This window comes from Peterkaempfera griseoplana (assembly GCF_001418575.1).
GTDB classification, from domain to species: Bacteria; Actinomycetota; Actinomycetes; order Streptomycetales; family Streptomycetaceae; genus Peterkaempfera; species Peterkaempfera griseoplana.
Genome location: NZ_LIQR01000228.1, coordinates 1 through 5,927, shown reverse-complemented (window position 1 = coordinate 5,927; position 5,927 = coordinate 1). Strand labels below are relative to the sequence as shown.

General features: G+C 72.7%; 5 protein-coding genes. 2 read left to right on the top strand and 3 right to left on the bottom strand.

What is annotated here, in order from left to right:
• A partial coding sequence (locus AOK09_RS17920; protein ID WP_322973193.1) for a nitronate monooxygenase occupies nt 1-235 on the bottom strand: 235 nt, incomplete at its 3' end.
• 251 nt (nt 236-486) lie between these two features.
• Between AOK09_RS17920 and ung the strand changes: the two genes are divergently transcribed.
• Both ung and AOK09_RS17910 read left to right on the top strand, forming a co-directional pair.
• Entirely contained in the window at nt 487-1,173 is a 687-nt protein-coding gene (gene ung / locus AOK09_RS17915) for a uracil-DNA glycosylase (RefSeq protein WP_055588216.1), read from the top strand.
• A gap of 85 nt (nt 1,174-1,258) precedes the next feature.
• Entirely contained in the window at nt 1,259-2,257 is a 999-nt protein-coding gene (locus AOK09_RS17910; RefSeq protein ID WP_107101366.1) for a glycoside hydrolase family 6 protein, read from the top strand.
• A 2-nt stretch (nt 2,258-2,259) separates the two neighbouring features.
• Here AOK09_RS17910 and glxA read toward each other — a convergent pair whose 3' ends face one another.
• Nucleotides 2,260-4,212 (bottom strand): radical copper oxidase GlxA, encoded by a 1,953-nt coding sequence (glxA, locus tag AOK09_RS17905; protein WP_055588214.1) that lies wholly within the window; start codon nt 4,210-4,212, stop codon nt 2,260-2,262.
• The coding region (locus AOK09_RS17900) for a glycosyltransferase family 2 protein (RefSeq protein ID WP_107101365.1) at nt 4,209-5,927 on the bottom strand (1,719 nt) is incomplete at its 5' end. The genes glxA and AOK09_RS17900, both read right to left, overlap by 4 nt.

Genomic DNA, 5,927 nt, shown 5'->3' with positions numbered 1-5,927 from the left:
CATTGACGCCGAAAGGCGCGTCGGTGAGCGTCCGGGTCAGCGCGATGTCGTCGCGGAGCGCCTGCGGGGACCGGTACCCGGCCGCGAGGAAGCCCAGGCCGCCGGCGCCCGAGACCGCCGCGGCGAGCGCCGGGGTGGAGGTACCGCCCGCCATGGGGGCCTGCACCACCGGGTGCGGCAGCCGCGAGAGGAGCGTGCGGGGGAGCGGGGCGGGGTGGTGCTCGGTGCCGTTCACGACGGCGGCCTCCTCCGGGTTGCGGGAGCGTCTGGATCGACCGTACCCGCCGGAGGGCCCCGCACCCGCCTTACGGTCACCGGCTCGGCCTGCGGCGGGTCGGGCTGTCGGTGGCGGCGTATACGGTGCTTGCTGAAGGGGGAGGGCCGCGCAGAGGTCGGCCGTCCGGAGGATCCGTGCTGTGGGAGGTCGTTGACGTGTCGGACGTGTCGGACGCGGAGTCGGTGGCGGGGCCGGTCGAGGGGGAGGCGCTGGAGGAGTTCGCGCTGCCCGAGTCGTGGCGTCCGGTGCTGGCCGGCGAGACCGCGCAGCCCTACTTCCGGCAGCTGGCGGCCTTTGTGGCCCAGCAGCGCGCCGAGCACCAGGTCTTCCCGCCGCGCGGTGAGGTGTTCTCGGCGCTGCAGGCCACCCCGTACGAGCGGGTGCGGGTCCTGGTGCTCGGTCAGGACCCGTACCACGACGACGGCCAGGCGCACGGCATGTGCTTCTCGGTCCGCCCGGGGACCAAGGTCCCCCCGTCGCTCCGCAACATCTTCAAGGAGCTCAAGGCGGACCTCGGGGTGGAGACCCCGGACAACGGCTATCTGATGCACTGGGCCGAGCAGGGCATGCTGCTGCTCAACGCGGTGCTCACGGTCCGCGCCCACGAGGCCAACTCGCACAAGGGCAAGGGCTGGGAGAAGTTCACCGACGCGGTGATCCGTGCGGTCAGCGACCGCACGGAGCCCTGTGTCTTCGTGCTCTGGGGCAACTACGCCAAGAAGAAGCTGCCCCTGATCGACACCACCCGTCATGTGGTGGTGCAGGGGGCGCACCCGTCGCCGCTGTCGGCCAAGCTGTTCCTCGGCAGCCGTCCCTTCTCCCAGATCGACAAGGCGCTGGCGGACCTGGGCCACCAGCCCCTGGACTGGCGGATTCCGGACCTGCACCAGGCCTGACGGCCCGTCGCTGAAACCTCCCGCCCCCGCGGACCGCTGTGCCAAGCTGGAGACGGTACGGGCCCGTCGGGGAGGGGGAGGCCGGGTGCGTCGCGGGTGGATCGGCGCGGTCGCCGCGGTGCTGCTGACGGCGGCCACCGCCGGCTGTACGCAGTCCGGACCGGGCCGGGGCCCGGCTCCGTCCGTGCCGGCGGCCCCGGTGCAGCCCGCCGGCCAGCCGTTCTATGTCTCCGGGGCCGGCTCGGCTGCTCGGCAGACCGCCGAGCTGCGCCGGGAGGGCCGTACGCAGGAGGCCGCCGAGCTGGCCAGGATCGCCGACCAGCCGGGCGCGCTGTGGCTGGGCGGCCCGGACGCCGCAGCCCAGGCGGAGCAGCTGACCCTGGAGGCCTCCCGGGCCGGCCGCACCGCGCTGCTGGTCGCCTATGACATCCCCCATCGCGACTGCGGCCAGTACTCGGCGGGCGGCGCCGCGGACGCGGCCGCCTATCGCTCCTGGATCGCCGCGGTGGCCGCCGGGATCGGCGACCGGGCGGCCTGGGTGGTGCTGGAGCCCGACGCCGTGGCCCACACCCTGGACGGTTGTCTGAGCGGCGCCGACGCTGCGGAGCGCTATGCGCTGCTGGCCGACGCGGTGGGGGAGTTGGGCCGCCGCCCCGGGGTGCGGGTCTATCTGGACGCCGGAAACCCCGGCTGGATGAAGCAGCCGGAGGTGCTGGCGTCCGCACTGCGCAGAGCGGGCGTCGGCCGCGCCGCCGGCTTCGCGGTCAATGTCGCCAACTTCTACTCCACCCGGGACAGCGCCGCCTACGGGCAGCGGCTCTCGGCTGCGCTGGGCGGCGCCCACTTCGTCATCGACACCAGTCGCAACGGCAACGGCCCGCTCGGCGGCGACCAGTGGTGCAACCCGCCGGGCCGGGCGCTGGGCGAGACGCCGACCACCCGCACCGGCCGCGAGCGGGTGGACGCGTATCTGTGGGTCAAGAACCCCGGGGAGTCCGACGGGCAGTGCAGGCCCGGCGCCCCCGCACCGGGCCGCTTCTGGCCCGAGTACGCCCTGGAGCTGGTGCGCAACGCCCGGCGGTGACCTCAGCGCACCTGCACCCAGCGGGCCACCGAGGGGGTGCCCGAGCGGTCGGTGACAAAGAGCATGTACCAGCCGGGCGGCAGCAGTGCGGCACTGGCCGGCACCGACAGCCGCACCCCGCCCTGCTCCCGGGTGACCCCCAGCGCCACCGACCGCTGTTCCACATCGGTGACATGGGTGACCGAACTCGGCCGCATCAGCCGGGCGGTGGAGATTCCAGCCGCGTCCGGGGTGGTGAAGACCGCCGTGGAGCCGCGGCGCAGCGCGGTCGGCCCGCCGGTGAGCCGCGGCCGCGGGCCGTGGAAGAGATAGGCGGGGGTGAAGATCTCGATCCGCTGCTCGAAGGCGGCCGGTTCGGTGTCGGCCCGGTCCGCGAAGAGCGGGTTGGAGCCCAGGGTGACCACCCGGCCGTCGGGAAGCAGCAGCGCCTCGGAGTGGTAGTCGCGGCCCACCGAGGGATCGGCCGCCGTGGTGAAGGTGTTGCTGTCCGGGTGGTACACCTGCGCCTTGAGGATGTCGCTGCGGTGCTTGCCCCGGTAGTCGGCGGAGCCGCCGGTGGTGAACACGGTGTCGTCCGGCAGGATCACGCTGCTGAGGTAGCGGGTGCCGCCGGCGGGCAGGTCCGGGCCGGGGGTGAAGTGCGGGTCCGGCGCGGAGAGGTCCACGATGTCGGTGCGGGCGGTGGACCTCGCCGACTCGCCGACCCCGCCGCCGCCCAGCACCATCACCTTCTGGTCCTGGGCGGGGGGCAGCAGCACCGAGGACGAGGTCTCCATGCGGTCCGGGGCGCGCAGTCCCGGGACCACGGTGAAGCTGTCGTCGCGCAGGTTCCAGATGCCGGGGGTGCGGCCCTGGGTCGCCGGGCCGTAGCCGGCGTTGGAACCCGAGTAGAAGAGCTGCCCCTTGGCGGTCAGGAAGAGCGCCGGATAGGTCGGGAAGTAGTGGTCGGGCGCCTTGGACCAGGTGCTGGTGGCCGGGTCGAAGATCTCGTTGTCGCCGCCGGTGAGGATCTGCCCGGTGTCGTCCAGTCCGGAGACGGTGACCACCCGGCCGTCCGGCAGCCCGGTGAGGGTGGGGTACCAGCGGGCGTGCGCCATGTCGGGCACCCGCTCGTAGCGCTCGGTGTCCGGGTTGAACTCGTAGGCGGAGCGGATGCCCTGGAAGTCCTGCTTGTCGAGGGTCATCTTCTCGGCCATGCCGTAGAGGTTGCGGGCGTCGTCGCCGGTGAGGCCCTGGATGGTGTACTGCGCCGCGGTGGCGGTGACATAGCCGGTCCCCTCGGCGACGGCCTCCACGAAGACATGCTGCTCGCCTGCGGTGACCGTGACCCGCTGGTGGCGGTGCCCGGCCCGGTCGGTGGTCCAGGTGACCTGCTTGGCGGCGGCGGGCACCGACACCCGGGCGGTGGAGCGGTACCGCCTGCCGTCCGGTGCGACGAAGACGGTGCCCTTGGGGAAGCTGTGCGCCCGGTCCGGGTTCTCGTTGCGGACCCGCATGGTGCCTGCGGCCTTCTTGACGGTGCCGTTCAGGGCCTCGTACCGCAGCGTGCCGCCGGCCACCAGGACCCGGCCGTCCGGCAGTGAGGCGTGTCCGCTGCAGAACATGTCGGCCGGGGTGGGGATCAGGGTGTAGCTGTTGCGCACCGGGTCCCACAGCAGGGTCCTGAAGGTGCCCGCGTCGAAGTTCTGCTGGTTGTTTCCGGAGCCCGCGACGATCAGCACCTTGCCGGTGCGCAGCAGTGTGGCGTGGATGGCGTTCACCCGGAACGCCTCCGGGATGTGGAGGGTCTGCCAGAAGCCGTAGGCGGCCTTGTAGGCGGGCCGGGAGATCACATAGCGGTGGTACTGGTCGCCGGCGAAGCCGAGCACGGCGGGTGCGTTCATCCCGGCCACGGCCAGGAAGACGGTGCTGCCCACGGCGAGCCGCCGGGTCCTGCCGGTCGTCTGGAACCTCATGTCCGGTCGCCCCCTCGGTGGTGTGCCGCGCGTGCGGCCCGGGCCTGCTCGGCGCCCCGGATCAGCAGGGGCAGCAGACTGAAGAAGAGTGCGATGCCGGCCCAGGTGCGCATCGCCGCATGGGTGTTGCCGGTGACGAAGGAGGCCGCGAGGGAGGCGGCGAAGACCGCCGCCCAGAAGAGGTGGATGCGAAAGGTCCACAGCCGGTCCGGGCTGGCCGAGCCGCCCTTGGGCGTCACCACGAAGGCGCTGGTGCGGCGGAGCAGGGCCTGCAGCAGCGCGGCGGCGTAGATCGGCCCGCACAGCGCGGACATCAGCATCCCCGCCACCCCGGAGGACCCCTCGGGCTCGTGCGGGGAGACGTTGTGCCGCCGGTTCCAGGTGTAGAGCAGTACCTGGAGCGCGGCCGCATCGCTGTAGAGCATCATCCAGGTCTCCGCCGGGACGTGGACCCCCGAGGCGCCGAAGCCCAGGTAGAGCACGCTGGAGACCCCGCCCAGCAGCCAGGTGAGCGCCGCCATCGGGTAGAAGCAGACCAGCAGCGTGTAGTTGAGCAGCCGCCCGGGGGAGAGCCCCCAGGCCGCCCGCCAGAACTGCCGCAGCAGCGTCTCGTAGGTGCCCCGGCTCCAGCGCAGCTGCTGGCTGAAGAAGTCGGTCCACGAGGACGGGCCCTCGCCGACGGCGAGCACATCCGGTGTGTAGACGGACTTCCAGCGGCGGCCGGTCTGCGGATTGCGCCTGCGGTGGATCTCCAGGCCGGTGGCCATGTCCTCGGTGACGGAGTCGTACAGGCCGCCGACCTGCCGCAGTGCGCTGATCCGTACGGCGTTGTTGGTGCCCACGAACATCGGGGATCCGTAGCGGTTGCCCGCCCGCTGGATCAGCGCGTGGAAGAGGAACTGCTGGCTCTCGGAGGCCTTGGTGACCGCCGAGTCGTAGTTGCCGTAGACCTGCGGCCCCACCACGAAGGCGACGTCGGGGTCGCGGAAGTAGCCCAGCATCCGCTCGCAGAAGCCCGGCAGGGGGACATGGTCGGTGTCCACCGAGACGAGGAAGTCGTAGCCGTCGCCGTGGGCCTGCAGCCAGCTGTTGTAGTTGCCGTGCTTGGTGCGGGCGCGGAACCGGCCCTGCGGCTGGTTCCACTCGGCCACGCCCCGGCGGGTGAAGTGCCGCACCCCGAGGTCGGTGCAGAGCGCCCGGAGCTCGGGGTCGTCGCCCTCGTCCAGCAGCCAGACGTGGTACGGCCCGTCGTGGTGCACCCGCAGCGCGGCGAGGAGCGTCGCCCGGACCATCGCGGGTGGTTCCTTGCCGGGTACACAGGTGGTGAGGAAGGCCACCCGGGTGCCGCACTGCGGCGTCACCGGGACGGGGTCGCGGGCGACCAGGGTGGCATGGGAGTTGGACACCACGTTGATGAGGCGGAAGACCTCGATGGCCGCCACGATGGAGATCATCGCCTTGTCACCGGCCAGCAGCCAGAGCTGCTGCTCCCCGGGGCGGTGCGGCCAGTGCCAGGGGAGCAGCAGCCACACCAGCAGTGCGGCCTCCAGCAGGGGCGCGCAGGTCAGCAGCAGGGCGGCGCGGACGCGGTGGCGTTCCAGGCGGAGCAGGCTGCGGTACTGGACCTGGTAGGGGCGGCGGAGGCCCGGTTCGGTGAGCGGGCCGGCGAGGCGGCTGTAGCGGGCGTAGTCGTAGCCGGGCGGCCGGGCTGCGGG

Bases quoted from the DNA above. Each gene is read 5' to 3' on its own strand.
- glxA (WP_055588214.1), bottom strand. From the start codon at position 4,212: ATGAGGTTCCAGACGACCGGCAGGACCCGGCGGCTCGCCGTGGGCAGC.